11 protein-coding genes are annotated in these 17,813 nt (G+C 40.2%); 1 reads left to right on the plus strand and 10 read right to left on the minus strand.

The genetic code is table 11. The features are described 5' to 3' along the window. Positions 1–3 precede the first annotated feature (3 nt). The 5 genes from MKY98_RS23510 to MKY98_RS23530 are packed head-to-tail and all read right to left on the minus strand — an operon-like array spanning position 4 to position 6,424. The gene (locus MKY98_RS23510; RefSeq protein WP_208332590.1) at positions 4–2,271 is read right to left on the minus strand and encodes an HAD hydrolase-like protein; all 2,268 of its coding nucleotides are present in this window, start codon (positions 2,269–2,271) and stop codon (positions 4–6) included. Positions 2,272–2,280: 9 nt separating this feature from the next. Next, complete coding sequence (locus MKY98_RS27125; protein ID WP_069010704.1) at positions 2,281–3,405, minus strand: class I SAM-dependent methyltransferase; 1,125 nt, start codon at positions 3,403–3,405, stop codon at positions 2,281–2,283. 12 nt (positions 3,406–3,417) lie between these two features. Next, on the minus strand, positions 3,418–4,692 hold the full coding sequence (locus MKY98_RS23520; RefSeq protein WP_069010703.1) for an ABC transporter ATP-binding protein: 1,275 nt from the start codon (positions 4,690–4,692) through the stop codon (positions 3,418–3,420). Positions 4,693–4,707: 15 nt separating this feature from the next. Beyond that, positions 4,708–5,502, minus strand: a complete 795-nt coding sequence (locus MKY98_RS23525; RefSeq protein ID WP_069010702.1) for an ABC transporter permease — start codon at positions 5,500–5,502, stop codon at positions 4,708–4,710. Beyond that, positions 5,486–6,424: an NAD-dependent epimerase/dehydratase family protein gene (locus tag MKY98_RS23530; protein ID WP_069010701.1), complete on the minus strand. Its 939-nt coding sequence runs from the start codon at positions 6,422–6,424 to the stop codon at positions 5,486–5,488. The genes MKY98_RS23525 and MKY98_RS23530 overlap by 17 nt, the downstream gene beginning before the upstream one ends. A gap of 144 nt (positions 6,425–6,568) precedes the next feature. Here MKY98_RS23530 and MKY98_RS23535 point away from each other — a divergent pair, with 144 nt between their 5' ends. Continuing rightward, on the plus strand, positions 6,569–9,028 hold the full coding sequence (locus tag MKY98_RS23535; protein WP_069010700.1) for an O-antigen ligase family protein: 2,460 nt from the start codon (positions 6,569–6,571) through the stop codon (positions 9,026–9,028). A gap of 113 nt (positions 9,029–9,141) precedes the next feature. Here MKY98_RS23535 and MKY98_RS23540 read toward each other — a convergent pair whose 3' ends face one another. From MKY98_RS23540 to MKY98_RS23560, 5 genes are all read right to left on the minus strand, one after another. Beyond that, positions 9,142–10,482 carry a lanthionine synthetase C family protein gene (locus MKY98_RS23540; protein WP_069010699.1) on the minus strand — a complete coding sequence of 447 codons (1,341 nt, stop codon included), beginning with the start codon at positions 10,480–10,482 and terminating at the stop codon, positions 9,142–9,144. A gap of 3 nt (positions 10,483–10,485) precedes the next feature. After that, positions 10,486–13,698, minus strand: coding sequence for a lantibiotic dehydratase (locus MKY98_RS23545; RefSeq protein ID WP_069010698.1), 3,213 nt, complete (start codon positions 13,696–13,698; stop codon positions 10,486–10,488). A gap of 74 nt (positions 13,699–13,772) precedes the next feature. Further along, positions 13,773–13,937 carry an FDLD family class I lanthipeptide gene (locus tag MKY98_RS23550; protein ID WP_176715693.1) on the minus strand — a complete coding sequence of 55 codons (165 nt, stop codon included), beginning with the start codon at positions 13,935–13,937 and terminating at the stop codon, positions 13,773–13,775. Positions 13,938–14,038: 101 nt separating this feature from the next. Then, positions 14,039–14,929: a UTP--glucose-1-phosphate uridylyltransferase GalU gene (gene galU / locus MKY98_RS23555; RefSeq protein ID WP_069010697.1), complete on the minus strand. Its 891-nt coding sequence runs from the start codon at positions 14,927–14,929 to the stop codon at positions 14,039–14,041. A 195-nt stretch (positions 14,930–15,124) separates the two neighbouring features. Further along, positions 15,125–17,635 carry a U32 family peptidase gene (locus MKY98_RS23560; protein WP_029514530.1) on the minus strand — a complete coding sequence of 837 codons (2,511 nt, stop codon included), beginning with the start codon at positions 17,633–17,635 and terminating at the stop codon, positions 15,125–15,127. Positions 17,636–17,813 lie beyond the last annotated feature (178 nt).

Raw genomic sequence — 17,813 nt, forward strand, 5'->3', positions numbered from 1 at the left:
CCCCTAATCATGTTTTGATTTTGATAACTTTTCTATAACCTCATCTCTTTCATCAATCATTTGTGTCATACTTTTAATAGCAGCATCTCGATCATCTATCATTTGTGTCATTTTTTTTATTGCTTCATCTCGATCATCTATCATTTGCGTCAGGTCTAAAATGGTCCTATCCTTTTCATCCAATGACCTTTTAAGCTCTTCCACAAGCTGCCTATCGTTTGCGGAAACGACCGTGCCAATTTGATGATTACTCCCACCTTTAAAACTTTTATTATATTTGTAACGTCCATAAATAGGCACTAAATAGCCAAGTCCATGACTACTAAGTGTTATTGGCCCCCAAAAGCCCTTTTCAAGAATAGCTCTCGGGTTTCGTGTCAATATAAAAGTATTTTTAATCGTTTTGATTAAGTCAAACTTATTTTTTGTATTAAAAGTAGAATACTCGAATACCCCAAAATTCTCATAATGATACAGACCATTAAAGAAATTTATCTCCGCTTTTGTTGGAAATAAGACCATTCTAGAATGAACTTTAGCAATTTGTTCAGTGTAATATTCAAGTTTTACACCTCTATTGCAGAAGAGATTACACAATCTCTCAAAAAAATCATATATTTGGCTCTGTAATGGGCTTATTACCTCATCGAATAATTTCTTTTCCATATCTGTTTGGACGGTTTCGACTTCAATCCTATGATTATAATCATCACGAATATATTTATTAGCACTTCCATGAGAAGCACCCAACACTATTTCGTATAATGCTCTGTTTTCATTGTATACATTAAAATAAGGAGTTCTATAAGGAATAGAAGAGAATAGGAGTCCCTGCTTTTTATTATTTTCTCGAGCATCTCCTGAGGCAATTAACCCTAAATAGTATCCATGTACTGATACATTTTCATTGTATATTCTATATATATTATCTTGTATAGTGCCCTTCCAACCCACATCAACTAAATGAAAGCCCTGTTTTTTTATATTCACAGTGAAATTTTCTATATAACTGTAAAAATTATCTCGTTGCTGAAGCCTTGATTCTTCATATTTTTCAATAAACGTCGAATCATTTCTTAAATCCGTAAAAATCTTGCTACTAGGGAAATTTTCAATTTTCAACTTGGCATCTATATTAAGTTTATGAGAAATTTCTTCTATTACTTTTTCCTCAAAACTTAAACTTGACAAAAAATCGTATAACGAAATATGAATATATTGTCTAAACAAAATCTCAAACTTTTCACTGTCAAGAGGCAGTAAGCTCGGTAAAAATGTAGATTTTCTAGATACTTTCAAGTAATGAGGCTTAACATAAAAAGTATCTTTGTATCCCTCTTTTTCCTGATATAGGTCAAATAACTTTAACAGAAATTCTCCTTCTCTTGACAAAAAGAATACATTTTTCACGCCATTTTTCATTAGAGATTTGTGAAGCATAACGATATAAAAAAACAAAGAACAGGATATTTCTAGAAATCTCCCCACATGTGACATATCCCTTGCCATCGCGGTTAACTCATTAGCATAATGAGTCTCGCTCTCAACCCGCTTACGAAATTCACTATAGAAAGCATGCTGTTGTTTCCTATCTATATAATAAGCATCAATCCCCTGAGAAAGAGGCACTTTGTAATCTGAGTGTTCATTATCGCCTACCATAATAATGTCTGAGGGATTGAAGTTATTATCACCAACTATTTTTGTGAATAGTTTACCGCTTTTCTTAGTCAGCAAATACTCACTGGATACATAAATCTCATTAATGTACTGAAGAATTCCATGTTTAGCAAATAACTCAGCTATTAACTTTTGCGAGAGATAAAAATCCGAAACACAATAAATTTTAATATTGTGCTTAAGTAACTGAACTACTACTTCGAGCCATTTTGGATCAATGTATTGAACTGCCATTTCTGTTTCAATTTCAATTTTTTCACATATAGAAATAAATGTATCCTTATCGATATCATTGTTCAAAAGTCCTTTATTAATCAGAACTACATACATCGAGGATAGCAAATTGGAGTAGTTAAATTCCATGTCAAAACCTGAATTTGCATTATCTTTACACATTTCGGCTTCCATATTATTTCTCAATCTATATAATTCTTCATAATCAATTGAATCGCCAAAATAAATGCTAACTCGTTTAGCCCATATTTTCTTCACATATTCCGGTTCTACATGACGGAGAATTATTGTATCAAACACATCAAAGAAAGCTATTTTTTTATTTTTTTCCAGTACCGTATGAATTAAATTTTCCATGTAGGCTCCTTAATCCGCTTTGTTTCTGAAATTAAAAATTATTTTCTTACTTTCGTAATAGTTAACTTTAGTTTCTAAGAGCTCAATTCTCTTATACAAGTCCACAATATTCGCCCTTAAGTTTTGAATTTCATTTTGGTACTGATTACATAACTGTTCTCTTTCCTCAATCATCTTTTCCATATTGCGTATTAATTGATCCCGTTCCTTCACCAAACTTTCAGTCGCTTCCAGGGCAACATCCCGTTCATAAATCAAACTCTCATTCTTCTTTATGACTTCATCACGTTCGGATATCATAATTTCATTACTTCTAATCGTTTTATCACGTTCGGATATCATCATCCCATTGCTTTTTATTGCCTCATCCCTTTCAGCAATCATCCGTGAGTTGTCGTTTATTATTTTATCACGTTCTTCAACCATCAAAGAGAGATCATTTGTTTTTATTTGCTCAAATGAATATAGAGCCTTATAAGTATACAGATTTATCTTGTCCTCAATATTTTGATCAAGTAATAAATTATATACTTTATCTCCCTTAGGAAATAGAATCCCCAACCCCCAACTGTGTTTAAACTCCAAGTAAGAATATTTTTGCTTTACCTCACTCCAGAAAACATTTGAACCATACTCAAGAGGACTAAAAACATCATGAAAGAAGATAACACCGTCTTTAGACAACTTAGGTAGCCATGTCTCAAAATCATGCTTCACCGCTTCATAGGTGTGTAGACCATCTATGTGGATTAAATCAGCTGTGCCCTCATTCACTTCAGATAATGCATTATCAAACGTCATCCTTTTCAAGTCAATATTTAAATGACTAAAATGAGCCGCTACTGTACTTTTCACAGTACGGTATACTTCTTCGTCATAATACCCAGCCTGCTCATCTCCAGCCCAAGTATCTATAGCAATAAGCTTTGTGTTTAAGTTGAAATCCTTAACAGCCTGACAGAATGAAAAAAATGAACATCCATAATGGGTTCCCAGCTCTACAATTGTATTTGGTTCAATAAAGTTAATATAATCGTATGCAAACCAACGATGACCTTCCCATGGGGCCACTTTCAACTTCTCGTTGATCTGGTCGGATTCGAATGTTGGCGTGCTAATATCCCATTTATTCAAATCGATCTCTCCTTATAATTCTTCAATTGCAACATGCTCAATTTTATTATTAAAGATCGCATGGATTGAAGTGAATACAATATTTTTGAGTTGAATGACATTATGGGCCCAGCATTGTATAGTATGTTGCATCTCATGAAACCCCTCACCTAAACCAAGAGTCACGAAATACTCGTTTTCTTGAATCTCAGGCCATCTAAACTGTAACTTGACAAGATAAGACTTACCTTTTGTTACAGAACCTGAAAATATATTTGAACCGGTTGTATTTTCTCCAAAAATAGCATTTCCATACTTATCATTCACAAGATAACCAACGATCAATTCATCTGTTGTTTTATGAGCTTCTATCAACATATCAATCTCAACTAGATCATTCGCTGAAATATATCCTTTATACTTTTCGCTATTCACACTGAAGTCCAAAGCTTTGATTATGACTTCTTGTGCTCCACCTAATGACTCTTCATTAACAGGTATCCAGTTTAAAGGAATACTTGTTTCTTTATTCAATTCCAAAGCGAGGGAATTTGTCTCCGAGTTAGCTTTAAACACCTCAGAATGTACGGATTTAGTATAGTATTCAATCCCTTTCAAGGGATCCCCCTCAAATACAATCTCCCCATTTGAAAGAACAATAACTCTATCTGCCATATTAGCAATAGAACTGAGATCATGTGTCACGAGCAATTTTGTGATATCTGACATTTCCTCTTTCATATATCGATTGCATTTCTGCTGAAAAAAAACATCTCCTACTGATAATGCTTCGTCAACTATGAGAATCTCTGGCTTAAAACTGATCATTACTGAAAATGCTAATCGGGCAAACATACCACTTGAGTATGTCTTAACCGGTTGGTGGATAAACTCCCCAATATCAGCAAACTCAATAATCTGTTCCAATTTACTATTCATTTCTTCTTTCGAAAAGCCACGCATTGTTCCATTTAGATAAATGTTCTCTATCCCAGTATATTCAGGGTTAAATCCAGTTCCAAGCTCTAAAAGTGCTGAAATCTGACCATTAACCAGTCTATCACCATCAGTTTGTGTCAAAACCCCAGTAATTATTTTCAAAAGAGTGGACTTACCAGAACCATTCTTACCTATGATACCTAGTGTCTCCCCCCTCTTAACGTTCAGAGATACATCTTTCAAAGCAAAAAAATCAGTATGATAGGATCCACCAAAAATATTCACAGCTTCCTTAATCCTGTCAGTCGGTTTTGAATACAACTTATACTTTTTATATATTCTTTTTAATTCTATAGCTACTTCTTCCATAATAACCTCCACAACTTATAGCACATCCGCAAAATGAGGCTTTAACTTTTTAAATAAATATATGCCTAAAAGCATGATAAATGTAGAAAGAATCCAGAAATATGCAGTTTGATTATATCGGTGCCAAAACCAAACATGATGTATAAAAGTATCGCGATAACCCTCAACAATGTAGTATGCCGGATTAAGCTTAAACCATTTAATGAGCTTATCTGAGATAATTTCAGGTGACCACACAATCGGAATCAACCAAAATCCAATCTGAACGAAAATCCCCAAAACTTGCAATGCGTCTTTCATAAAAACAACTAGAGAAGACGTAATAAGCGTTATTCCAATTAATAAATAAAATAAACAAAACAGATAATAAAATACCTGTATATAAACAATATCTGGGTTATAACCAAAATAAAAAAGTATAACAATAAGAAACAACAAAAAGAATAAATGAATAAAAAACGAAGATATTATCTTAACAATCGGAAGAAAGCCAATACGGAACGAGACCTTCTTTACTAAATAACTATACTCTGGAAAACTATTTGAAGAAGTAAGTAGAGCTTCTGAAAAAAAGAACCACGGAATCATTCCACAAGTGAGCCATAAAATAAACGGGGTCCCATCGGGTCTACTACCAGAACGAAATCCAACTTCAAAGACGAACCAGTACACTGCTATAGTCATGAAAGGTTGAATAAAAGCCCAAAACATCCCAAGATAGGATCCTGCATATCTAGTTTTAAAATCATTTTTAGCTAGCTCAAAAATAAGTTTTAGTTGAGGTTTAATAATGCTAGTTCTTGCCGCCATTTGATAACTCCTTCTGATAGTAATCCAAGGTTAATGCTAGCCCTTCTTCCAAACTATGTCTCGGGATCCAATTCAAAAGTTCAGCCGCTTTTTGGTTAGTCAAAGCACTCCTCAGAATATCACCCGTTCTTTCATTACGATATTCAGGTCGGATACTGGACTGTAATAAAGAAGCTATTATATTATAAAGTTCATTTATTGTTACTTCTCTATCAGTACTTATATTTAAAACTTCATTGTGGGCTGTAGTTAAAGCAGCTAGGTTTGCCAAAGCGATATCCTTAACGTAGACAAAATCCCTAGTTTGCTCTCCACTTCCATATATCACAGGTACGTGCTTCTGTAGCAACTGATTCAAGAAAATTGAAATGACTCCACCTTCACCTTTAGGGTCCTGTCTTATCCCATATACATTTGCATACCGTAAAATTGTGTGCTTTAAGCCATAAGAAACAGAATACAGTTTTATATACTCTTCAGGTGCATACTTAGAAATCCCATAAAAAGAAATGGGAGAAACAGGATGTTGCTCGTTAATACTTACATATTGAGGCACTCCGTATACTGCAGCAGAAGAGGCATATATAATTTTCCTAACATTGTGAGAAACACATTGATTTAAAATATTAATTGTCCCGTTTATATTTATTTGTGCATCTAAGTACGGATCTCTAAATGATTCTTGCACACTTATTTGAGCAGCGTGATGAATTACAATTTCTGGATCTACATTTGAAAAAATATAGTCCAAACTATTAGTATCACGAATATCAGCTTCGAAGAATTCAGCAAAAGGATTTATATTTTCTCGCTTACCTGTAGAAAGGTTATCAATAATTGCAACCTTATGATTGTGTTTTACAAGTAAATCCACGATGTTAGAGCCAATAAATCCTGCTCCTCCAGTTACTATAACTTTCATAAAACTTCTCCTTTTTTTCGAATATATACTACAAATAAGTTTATCTTTTTGAATATAATTACAAAAGTACTTTGAACAACTGGTTAACTCATTTTCTCTATGCTAAAATGTTGACGTATCTACAAGAAAAGGAGATTGTAAACCTTGTCGAATCCAGTATACGGGAAACAGGCCAAAACGTCGACCCATGACGATAAAAGGCCGGCTATGTTTTGGGTGTTAATTGTTGGCATGATTCTGTTTTTAGCTTGGTCTCCCTTCCAGGCTGCACTATTTAATGGGCAAATGCTCGAATTTGAGAAGCCACTTTATTGTGCTTTGATCATCAGCATGATTCTATTGATTTTGGGAATCGCAACCTATTATAAGAAATTCAAATTGGAAGATCAAAGAGACTGGCTGGCAGTACTTGTTATGTTACTCCCGTTGACGTACGTACTATCATTGATTTCCGCTGCTTCTCATTATCTCGCGATGAATATGGTAGTTGTGCAGTGCATCTATGCCTCATTATTCATCATTACATTGTACGCCTTACGGGATCGGTTGAGCAACCGCATCATCCAGACGGCCATTATGACCATAGCCTACCTTATTATAGGCTTTGGGTTCATTAACTGGTTCGGGCAGTGGGTATTGGCTGGACGCTTGGTGGGTTGGTTCGCTGCTTGGGTACTTAACAATCGTTACATTGATGCGATATGGGTAGATGCTAACGGTCCACGTCTCACATCTGTCTTCCAGTACGCGAATACATACGCGGCGTTTTTGATGGCGTTTTTGTTTGCGGCTGTCTTTTGTCTGATGAAGTCAAAGACATGGTATGGAAAAGGGATTCACGGCTTTATGTTGGTACCTATTTTTATATCGTTGTTCCTAACTCTCTCACGTGGTGGTCTCGTAATGCTGCCCGTAGTATTTGTCCTGTTACTTTTGTTTTTTAAACCTGCACGACAAATTTTATGGATTTTGCATTTCGCTATAGCAGGTTTGGCCTCTTTTGTTATTTTAAGCCCGATTACTAGCTGGGGATTACAACTTATTCAAACCTACAACGGTGCAAAAGCTGCTCAAGCCTGGGGGGTACTCCTTACCACTTCTGCCGTGACTACTCTTGTTTTATGGTTCGTACAAAGCTATCTGAGTCCGCGTCTAGAAAAGGGTCTTCAAGGTCTGGCTTCACGCAAACTGTCTAATCTGTGGCTACCTATAGGAGCTGTGGTAATTACTGGACTTTTCGCGTTCCTGCTGGTTGGCACGGGACTGAAATCCCTTCTTCCAGCTAACATGGAGTCACGTCTGGAAAATATCAACTTCCGACAGCATAGTGTACTGGAACGTATAACCTTTTATCGCGATGCTTCCAAACTAATTGCTGACTATCCGTTGATTGGTGCAGGTGGTGGCGGTTGGGCTACGCTGTATGAAAAATATCAAGACTATGGCTACACAAGCGCACAAGCTCATAACTTCTTCATGCAGTATCTGGTAGAGGTTGGTATCATTGGATTCGTTATTTTTATGGCGTTTATCCTTTATATTTTTTATAAATATATTAAAGGTTACATCAAAACCGACGATGAAAACCGAGATAGCTACTTCCTATACCTGATTTTGGCGATGTCCATTTTGCTCCATAGTCTATTGGACTTTAATATGAGTTATGTGTTCATGGGCATACTAGTATTTGTGAGTCTTGGTGGTATGGCCGCTGCTATGGACAGCAAGTCGCTTAAACGCCTGTCAATGAGTGCTTCCGGATTCCGAATTATGTATAGTTCAGTCATTGGCATTCTAAGCATCGTGGTGCTTTTTGCAGGTCTCCGCTTCTTGCAATCGGCTAATGCTGCCACATATGCTAAACGGATCATGGCGGTCAGCACATCATTTGAAGAAATCCAAAGTGCTATTAATAAAGATCTTGCACTTCGTCCTACACACCCGGATTCTGTTCTGAGACTGGCTGCACTGTATAAGAATGTTTATGAGCAAACGAAAAAAGAAGAATTTTATAATGCTGCAATAGAGGTGCTAAATACGGGTTTGAAAGCAGAGCCGTATAACAAAACTATGATCAACTCTAAAGTTTCCCTCTTACAAATGAAAGGCGAGAATGAGCAAGCCTTTAGTATTTTGGAAAATAACATTTCCAACTTTAACTGGGACAATGACTGGTACAATATGTTGATTACCCAAGCTTACACCATTGGTAATAAGGCACGTGAGCAAAAAGACACCACCAAAGAACAGAAGTATTTCCAAGCAGGTCTTGCTGCTTATCAGAAGGTTCTGGATGGGGTAGCTCATATTAAGACGGTTCCACCTGAAATTGAGTTGACACGTACTTTTGAAGTGACTCCAGGTATTGCGCTCAGTACTGGTAAAATAGAGTTCATGTCAGGTAAGCCTGCTGAGGCTGCAAGCATCCTCAAAAGCGGCTTGAAAGACGACCTGAGTGATGCTACAAATCGTGAGGTCGCTCGCTATTATATCGTCGCTCTGCAACAGCAGGGACAAGATGACAAAGCTTTGTACGATAAGCTGATTAAGGCTGATCCGAAGGAAAAAGAGCAAATTGAGCAGTTAAAGGCCTTAAAGCTCTAGGTATACGTTTAACATTGAACGCAAATACAAAAATGCACCCACCAAAAAAGGAACGCAGAAGTTTTTCACTTCTAGCGTTCCTTCCTTTATATCCTAAGTTTTACTTCCTTCCGCTATGTGATTAATAAGCTTCTTCCCCAAATACTTTCCTCGGACTCTAGAGTATCTAGTAAAGTCATAACAATGCCTGCAACCCCATCCAATACGCCTACGAAATCCAAATGTTTGACCGATTGAGTATCCTTTACGATATCCCAAAAACCGAATGCTGCCCCTCTATCGAACATGTTAACGACTTCTAAAAGCAAGCCCTGAGCATAATCACGCAACTCGGCATCTCCCGTATCCAGATACATCTGATGCGTGAGCTTTATTAATCCCGAATATCCATGACATACCGATGGAGAATATATGCTCCAACGTTCACGGGGACGTGCGTATATGGATTTGAAAGCATCCACAGCGAGCGCCTCTAATTTTTCGTTCTCCAGAGCCCTCCCTGCTAGCCATAAGCTCCTGGCAACCCCTGGAGTTCCATAACACCAGGCTTCACGTTCTGTTTCATCGAAAATAATTCCATTCATATATTCTCTATAGCTTATATTATTGGGCCAATACCACCCAAAATCATTCTGTTGCTTCCAATGACTCAACCATGAACCGAAGCGTTCTATTGCCTTTTTATGTCCTGACACTCTCACATCGTGATGCCAAGCTATTGATAGTAAGGCCAACGGTCCAGGAATTCCATGAGCCAACCCCATGTTGAAGTATCCTTCAGGATACCTCTGCTGCTCATGTGGGGGCAGATTGTGAACGGGGATATACCAGCCTGGTAGAACTTCACCATTCCAAGCCCTCTCTTCACTTAACATGACAAGATATTCAAGAACATCTTTAAGGAGATCTCTCATCTCAGGCACATCTTTGAACAATAACAGGTATCTACCTATCCCACTCCATCCCGAAATAACATCATAGTCATGAAAAATGACTCCCGCTTTTAGATTATTTCTTGAACTTTCCAACAGAGCAGCACCATAACGAAGGATTAAATGATTGATCTGTTCAATAAAACTTCGGTATTTGCGCAGATTGTCAGACAGTGCGTAGGCCGTAAATCCAATACCCGATAGCCCGCTCCACAGCGATAAAGATATGTTTTCCTTCAGCTTGAGTGCTTCTCTTGTATTCACAAGATACTGATGTGCGTATCGGGTAAACGTCTCCTCGCGGAATACAGTACCCAGCCTTCCGTATAGTAGACTCACCGCTGGATAGCCACTCGCAAGACTAATCTCATCCCATTTGTAATCCAATTGTAAATCTGTTCGATTCGAGTCCGATGAGCACATTGCCGTTACGTAATCCGAATCTGCCAATCTTCTTCCAACCTCATGTACAATCTCCAAAATAGTCTGACGCAAATCTTCTGATATTCCCGTTGTAATCATGCCTCAGCACTCCTTATAATTCATTCGCTTTGTATACTTCTGAGCATGGTTTAGATGATAAAGAGCGTGGCTTAATAGTGACATTATTTTCGCCTCCTTCATTCGATCCGTGCCTAGTAATCTGTTCAGATGCATGTGAATAAAACTTTCCATAATATCCAATAAAGGTCCGTCCCAGCATGTTTCCTTTTTTTTCTGAAAGAACCTCTCCTTATATTGTTTCAGTTTTTCCCTTCGAGGTTGAAAGCGTTCTATCATAAACTCACCATAATTACAAGCTCTCAATGAACTCCATCGATCGGAAACATCGCATATCGACATGTACCATGTACGATTCTTTTGGAACTCTTTGATATGATGGTTATGCCACTCTTTCTGTTGGGACCATTCAACCTGCTTAGCTAGTGAAGGCATCCATTGATTTAACATATCAATCACACTAATCAATGCAATGTCTTCTAATGGCATATTCCATTTTTTGTTGTAGTGCAAATAAATGAATTCAGAAGCGAGCTTGGAATCTGCAGCAAAAACTTCCTCAGCCAGTTGAATGAAGCTTCCCCCCCCATATCTTTCCACCTCTTGCTCGTATGTATCATACACAAGTTGGTTTAGCAGTCCTTCCTTCTTAAGCTTGTTCGCCCACGTCTGAATAGCAGGAATCAGTTGCGCACACAACATCGCTGCATCCCCATGAAATCTCACTCGTACATGATCATCAGGATCTTTATATCGAATAATAAAATGTTGATCGACTATTTTTTGTTTTTCTGCCAGTTCACAAAAAGGTCTGAGATAATTTCCAATAAACTCCTCCTTCCGTTCAGACATACCATATAATTTAACGTACAGCCATTCACTGCCTGGAAAATAAACATCCATCGAACGGGTACTGATAGGGTTTTGCATCATATCTGGTTGAATAAGGTCCTTTGATCTCGATTGGCCTACTTTATTCGTTTTCACCAAAGGAATGACATACTCTGCAATGTGGTGTCCTTTCGTGGACTCTCCCCATACTTCACTCCACTCAAAACCGCATTCAGTCAACCATATGGAGGCTGAATCTGTAAGCTTTTGATATTTATCATATAGTTCGGATATGCAAAAATCATGTGTAGTGTCAATTAACAATCTGTTATCTGCAATAGTTATATACACGTATCTCGGAATACTCCATTCTTTTTTCAGCCTTTCAAATGCATTGCGCCAATCACTCTTGGTATGACAATTCTGGAAAGCCTTCATATCTGCATTTAAAGACCACGACGCTAATGACAGAATGGTATTGCCGTATCTTATGCGGGGAAGAAAAGGCAACTCTGATAAGTGATTCCCCCACTGAAACATTGAAACATTCCTCTGTCCTTCCTGCTCCATTTCACGCAAAAATCGATAAACATTCGGCGCTTTGTAGTAATTCAACATATTTGTGGCTACCGGGATTACCCTTTTATTCAAAGAGCGTGACATTAGATAAAAAGAGTCATGGGTACAACCTACATATAAATCGGCTAAAGAAATAGTAGACGCACGGTCATCTGTATAATCATTGGTCCCAAGGATAATCTGATGAGAACAGGAACGATTCGTTATCACAACGTTGGAATGTCTACTATTAATCGTAAGATAGATAAGCTCCGCAAAAATCACATTTGGATTTTGATCTGACTGTATTTTATAAATACTGGAGATTTGTTTTTGTGCAGAACCATCTAGAATCGGACCGAATCTCCCAAATGTTTTACCTGCACCTGTGCCGCCTGAATTGGGGTTAACAATCAATTTATAGTCCCCACCTTCGAGAGCGGTGGCATCCGAAGTGGCGACGGTAACGTACATCTCCAGTGATGGTGGAGGAGAAAGCTCCGAAGGGGCACATTCTATTTTTCTGATTTTTTCATCTGTAAGCTCAATTTCGATACTACCTTGTTTGATAGCTTCTGCAACCCAGCGTGCTAAATGTTTATCTCTGTCTGCATTCGCAGTAGACTTTTCCCAGCTACGTTTGCTCATAGGATATTTATAATCAGGAGGGGCTCCTAATCCCATATCTTCATCCAACAGTTCTAACAAGGGAATCTGACGATGTACTCCGTACTTCTCAATAAAGGCGCCTCGATAGGTCGCAAGATGCGGATTGCATACATTATTCGATAGTCTCCATAAGACTTCGGCCGCTATTGCGACCTCTTCCGCTATTTCGTGACTTAAAGTCGCGTTTGTTATAGCTGTTTCCATGTCAATTTGAAGCGGATCTTTGCTGGGGAACATTTCATTGATGCTGCTGCATATGTTCGTATATAGCTCTTCCCCCTCACCTACAGAGGTTTGATTATATTGCTGAATGTAGTTATAAATCTTCTGAATTGAGGCTTTGAGATCGTCTATGCCTGTCATGGATGCGAGTTGCCCTTTTATATATTCAAATGGCAATTCAGAATTACGTATGGATAAGGGGGGTCTTAAATTACTTATTAAAAACTCTTGTTCTACTAACTTCAATAACAAACCAAATAGTTGCTCTTGATTTATAGTCGGGAACTCTTCTTTCATTTTGTCCATTAGCTTTAAGATAGGAACGGGCTGTTTCGCGCAGTGAATAACATAGTCTACAAATTTAGAAATTCGGATTGAGCTACTTTTCATTTCATCAGAGGAATCAAAATGATCTATATAATTGAGATAAGGTAACTTCACACGTGAGCCGGAAGTATAGAGGATCGAGTTCGTACGAACTTCGACTTGTTCAACGACGTGCCTTATACGTTCCAAACCCTTTACAAGATCCATTAACCATTGCATATCTGGGCGTGCTATTTTTCGATGAAAGCTCAAGTCTCCTATTACCAGCCTGCTTTCACTTTCAAAAGAACCCATGGCAACTCCAGCAAAAACACCGTAAGGGGTAGCGCGTGTTGAAAGCCTAATCATATAATGAGCTATTGCTTTGATAATTTTATCTGCTTTCTTTGAATTTGAATTGTCCAGTATTTGATTAACAGAGTGCATTAATGAGGGACTTGCAATTAAAAGCGCTTCGCAGACAATTGGCTCTTTTACCATATGAAGCAACTTGTTACGTAAATTTTCATATGAAGGCTCATAAAATAGTTCATTGTACATCTCTACAGGCAACAACGGAATTCTAACCAAAAAAAAATCTAACGCTCTAAACAAATTCCTATTTTCATTCCTGTGTCTTATACCCTTCATAGCTAGTAGCCCTCCTTCTTTACATAAGAAAACCCCAGATATACAAAGCATATCTGGGGTTAGTTTTAACACAATTAACAGCAGTTACAAGTTACATAAGTATCGTAGCAAGCAGAGACAGCACAAGTAACAGTACCAGTACATGCCATAGTAACCGGTTCAGATGAGAAAGCATTAACCTGTAAGTCCAAATCAAGAGTGTCTTCTTGTTCCAAAACGAATAGTTCTAAAGAGTTCATCTTTGTTCCTCCTTCGATAGAATAAGAGATTATTTGGAATATTACTCTCTCATTTTAAAAGAAGAACTAAAAAATCCAAAACTTCTTTTTATCGCATACAATTACAATTTTGTTATATTTTCATCAATCCCTTCAATAACCTGTCTCATATAAGCCAGTACTTCATCCTTTATCTCGTTATGCTGTAGAGCATAATGAATGGTCGTTTCAATGAATCCCAATTTCTCGCCAACATCGTGGCGATTGCCATCAAATTCGTAGGCCAGAATGGGGCTCTTTTCTCCCAGTTTGGACAATGCGTCCGTCAGTTGAATCTCCCCGCCTACTCCCGCAGATTGCTGACCCAGGATATCAAAAATATCAGGCGTCAAGATATAACGTCCCATAATCGCCAAGTTGGAGTTGGTTTCTTCCTTCTTTGGCTTTTCTACCAATCGTTCCGCCTCAGAGATTTTGGAAGTAAGTGCATGGCCTTCAACTATCCCGTAACGATGTACCTCGTTCCAATTTACTTGTTTTACACCTACAACAGAACGCTGATACTCATCGAACACGTCAATCATCTGTTTGAGGCATGGATTCTCAGACTCAACGATGTCATCCCCTAAAAGGACGGCAAAAGGTTCGTCACCGATAAACTTACGTGCACACCATATGGCATGCCCCAACCCTTTAGGTTCCTTTTGACGAATATAGTGGATATCTGCCATCTCTGATGGTTTACGCACTTCATTGAGCAGGTTCCATTTTTCCTTCGCAGTCAAATTATGCTCCAGCTCAAAGGAGTAGTCAAAATGATCCTCAATCGCCCTTTTGCCTTTACCAGTAACGATAATGATATCCTCTATACCAGATGCAACAGCTTCTTCAATAATATATTGAATTGTTGGTTTGTCTACAATGGGAAGCATCTCTTTAGGCATCGCTTTCGTAGCAGGAAGGAACCGGGTTCCTAATCCCGCAGCAGGAATAATCGCTTTACGGATTTTCATAGGTTAAACTCCTTTGTCATCAATATAACGGTAAGATATACTGTCTATGATTATAACAGGAAGGTCAATTATTGTAATAGATTAAAGAAGAAGACATCTTCCCTCAAAGAGAACATGTCTTCCAATCACTAGCTTTCTATATAAATATATTATGCTGCCGGAATCTTTCTGGCTCCCGAACAAATATACAGTTATTTACTTCACCAGCTGACCACGTGTAACACCCAACTGATTCGTCGCTTTCAGCGTCTTCCATACTTGTGTTCCGCTGATTTCTCCGCGCAGGGCACGGTTATAGAGATCAATAACCTCATGCACTTGCTCCGGTGTCTCCTCCAAAAATTCCACACGGTAACGGGACACGCCCAGCTCCAGGAAGTTGGACAGGTACTCCGCGCCAGATTGCTCAATCGCGTTGTATACCGTGTTGCGGCAGCCTTCGTCCACACGGACCGGATGAGACATACCAATTCGATCACGCAGGGATGCGCGATGGTCCTCACACGGACGTCCACAGTTCGTGTAGTCGGTGCCTTCACTCATAAAGGTACAGTATACGCAATGTTCAGTATGGAACATTGGCATATGCTGCTGGATCACGATCTCCAGCTTATCGGTACGCGTACGTCTGAGCATATCGACCATTTGCTGGATGTTCAGATCGTACGACGGCGTAACCAGGTCGCAGCCAGAATCCAAGAACAGATCAGCCGCTTTATGATTGGCTATGTTCAGCGAGAAGTCACCAATCAATTGCGGGTGATGTGCGTCCGGGTTCTCCAACCGATGTCGCAAGTAGAAATACAGTGCCCCTGGATTGCGTACCAGCACAGCATCCGGCTTTAGGCGCAGGATGTTGTTGTGATAGCCATTTTCACCCGGCATGTGAATACGCGGGGTCGCCAGCGCAATTCGGCGGCCTGCAGCGTGCACTGCCTCTACGGCTGCCGGGAATTGCTTGATGAACTCGAAGTCGGCGTAGATGAACTCCACGCCGGCCTCGAGCGCAGCCTCCACCTGAGGGAGGCTGCGGCACAACGCGGTCAGCTCTGCCTGACCGCGTGCCACAGACGATGCCGGAGTCGATGCATCGTCATACACCTCGACCGCCCGCTTCGTGTACACGGGCGGTTTGGGGCGCTCGCCCGCGAGCAGTTCCACCGCCTGACGGCGGATACCATTCAGCTCGCGCATCGGCACGATGACGTCCCCATGCAGATGGACGTCCAGCTCTTCCAGCTGGAACACCGTTCCGCCCAGTCGGCCGAACTGCTCTTCGAGCAGCTCGTGCGTCATCGGACGCTTCTGGGCAATTTCAAGTTCCAGCTCGGAGTCCACGCGGACCGTTGTGCCTTTCTGCACGTCGGTCCACCATGTCGACAGCGGTTGTCCTGGGGAGCCGCTGACCCGCACATGTACTGGGAAGACCCGGTACGGCTTGTCCGTGTCGTACGACTGGCGCAGACGCTTGTCCAGCGCCGGGTCGTTGGTCTTCCAAATGCGATCGCCCACGTGTACACGGCGCAGATCAACATCGTTGCGTCCCGCTACGATGTCAATGATCCAGCCTTCTCCGGCTTCGCCTTCAATCTTCACGCCCTTGCGACGGATATCGTATACGCGTCCGCCTTCTTCTTTTTGCGTGGGATCTCCCGCATCGAATACAATACCATCGCCACGCTTGAGCGGTGCATCAATACGGCACACTACGCCATCACGAAGGATTTGTTCCACTCGGCCCAGATACACCCCCCGGCTTTTCGGGAACGTCCCGTCAACCAGCTTCTTGTTATTGGTTCCTTCGAGAAAACCGTGCGTAAAGCCGCGTGAAAAGCTCTGCTGCAGCTCGCGGATATCTTCTTTGCTCGTCTTGGACGTATCGCCATCAAAATACTTATCAATGGCCTTGCGGTACTTGCTGACCACATTTGCCACATATTCAGGTGTTTTCAGTCGCCCTTCAATTTTAAAAGAAACCACACCCGCGTCGATCAGTTCAGGCATCAGGTCAATCGCTGCTAGATCCTTAGGTGACAGCAGATACGTCACATCTGCCATTGGCTTCTGCTCTCCATCCACCATCAGATCGTAAGGCAAACGACATGCCTGTGCACACTCACCACGGTTAGCAGAGCGGCCGCCCCACATTTCTGAAGTCAGGCATTGGCCAGAATAAGATACGCATAATGCTCCATGTACGAATACCTCCATTGGAAGTCTCGCCTGATCGCCTATTTTTTGGATCTGTTTCAGGTTGTTTTCACGTCCAAGCACGACCCGTTCCATATTGTACGGCTTTGTAAACTCTACCGCTTCCGGCGAGGTAATCGTCATTTGGGTAGAACCATGAATCGGAAAATCCGGTGAAATGTCGCGGATCATTTTCACCAGGCCCATATCCTGGACAATTAAAGCATCGACTCCAGCATCAATACAGGCATCGACCAGCTCCTTAGCGTCCTCCAACTCGTTTTCAAATACCAATATATTGAATGTTAAAAAACCTTTAACCCCATAGCTATGCAAAAACGCCATAATTTCAGGCAGTTCCTCCATGCGGAAATTATTCGCCCGTGCCCGTGCGTTGAACTTTTCCACCCCGAAAAAGATCGCATCAGCCCCGTTTGCCACCGCCGCACGCATACAATCCCAGTCACCGGCTGGTGCCAGAAGCTCAACATCTTCTCTTCGTACTACTGATTTCATTTTTGTCCTCCCTATATGGAGAAATAACTGATTAACCTTGAGTTAAAGTTATTTTCCAGAGCAGCGATGCTGCTTATTTTATAGCCCTATGAATTATCATCCTATCCGATCATCCCCACTCTGAACCACTGGCTCGAGGGATAAATGGCATCCAACTCAAAAAATCCGCATCACGAAC

It is taken from the genome of Paenibacillus sp. FSL M8-0228, from assembly GCF_038007385.1.
Lineage (GTDB): Bacteria > Bacillota > Bacilli > Paenibacillales > Paenibacillaceae > Paenibacillus > Paenibacillus polymyxa_D.

Bases quoted from the DNA above. Each gene is read 5' to 3' on its own strand.
- MKY98_RS23510 (WP_208332590.1), bottom strand. From the start codon at position 2,271: ATGGAAAATTTAATTCATACGGTACTGGAAAAAAATAAAAAAATAGCT.
- MKY98_RS23520 (WP_069010703.1), bottom strand. From the start codon at position 4,692: ATGGAAGAAGTAGCTATAGAATTAAAAAGAATATATAAAAAGTATAAG.
- MKY98_RS23525 (WP_069010702.1), bottom strand. From the start codon at position 5,502: ATGGCGGCAAGAACTAGCATTATTAAACCTCAACTAAAACTTATTTTT.
- MKY98_RS23530 (WP_069010701.1), bottom strand. From the start codon at position 6,424: ATGAAAGTTATAGTAACTGGAGGAGCAGGATTTATTGGCTCTAACATC.
- MKY98_RS23540 (WP_069010699.1), bottom strand. From the start codon at position 10,482: ATGATTACAACGGGAATATCAGAAGATTTGCGTCAGACTATTTTGGAG.
- MKY98_RS23545 (WP_069010698.1), bottom strand. From the start codon at position 13,698: ATGAAGGGTATAAGACACAGGAATGAAAATAGGAATTTGTTTAGAGCG.
- MKY98_RS23550 (WP_176715693.1), bottom strand. From the start codon at position 13,937: ATGAACTCTTTAGAACTATTCGTTTTGGAACAAGAAGACACTCTTGAT.
- galU (WP_069010697.1), bottom strand. From the start codon at position 14,929: ATGAAAATCCGTAAAGCGATTATTCCTGCTGCGGGATTAGGAACCCGG.
- MKY98_RS23560 (WP_029514530.1), bottom strand. From the start codon at position 17,635: ATGAAATCAGTAGTACGAAGAGAAGATGTTGAGCTTCTGGCACCAGCC.